General features: G+C 57.0%; 2 protein-coding genes. Both read left to right on the top strand.

Annotated features, from left to right (window positions below; translation table 11 throughout):
* The coding region (locus AWB78_RS49235) for a hypothetical protein (protein WP_232478155.1) at positions 1 to 284 on the top strand (284 nt) is incomplete at its 5' end.
* A gap of 312 nt (positions 285 to 596) precedes the next feature.
* A partial coding sequence (locus AWB78_RS49230; protein ID WP_232478154.1) for a hypothetical protein occupies positions 597 to 880 on the top strand: 284 nt, incomplete at its 3' end.

Genomic DNA, 880 nt, shown 5'->3' with positions numbered 1-880 from the left:
GCGCCATGACGCCTCCCAAGCTACGAGGCTTGAGTCTGTTGCCTCGGTCGGACTTTCACCGACTGGATAACGTGTCCTTAGCTGGACACACCGACAACCCATCGGAATTTGCCCAGACCACTCCCGTGCTCTGTCCGGCGCTTGGCTTGGCGATCACCGGGCTGATGCCGCGCTTGGAAGCGCTTGACGATATGTCCGAACCCGCCGATTCGGACCATGGCCGGATCGAGACCCGGCATTGTATGGCGTTCGAATGGGCCGCACTCGATGAGCAATCGCCGTGACCCTATGCCCGTTCGGCGGCCATTGTCGAAGCTACGCGTGAAACAGGTGACGCCACCACAACCGAAACCCGCTACTACCTTTCTAGCCTGCCGGCGAACGCCGCTCGCCTGGCGCACACGGTGCGTTCGCACTGGGCGATCGAAAATGGCATGCACGGGTGCCTGGACATGGTTCGGCGAAGACCAGTGTCGCGTGCGTATTGACAATGCTGCGCAGAACTTCGCCGTGCTCCAGCGCATTTCGAATCTGCTGCGCCATGACCGAGCTCGAAAGTAGGGCTCAGAAATCGGCGCCTCAAGGCGTCTCAAGGCATGTGCAAACGACCGCTATCTGGCACAGCTTCTTGGCTGGGCCGACAGCCAATCAGTATGGAAATTCGTGCGATTGCCCTGGGTGGGCGCCACTCAAGCAACAAACCGTCACAAATATTCATCTCTGTTCGTGCAAAACCGAAGCAGCAATATCGTACAGTCATCGCCTATATCAGGTTGATCGATAATTTCTTCAAAGAACGATTGAATGTCATATCCTCAACGCCCCATTGCGTACATACTAGCCGCCGCAAACCACGGTACGATGATTGTCAATCGCAACG

Source organism: Caballeronia calidae, from assembly GCF_900044055.2.
Classification (GTDB): Bacteria; Pseudomonadota; Gammaproteobacteria; order Burkholderiales; family Burkholderiaceae; genus Caballeronia; species Caballeronia calidae.
The sequence above is the reverse complement of the archived record's forward strand: the minus strand, read 5'-3'. Positions and strand labels throughout refer to the sequence as shown.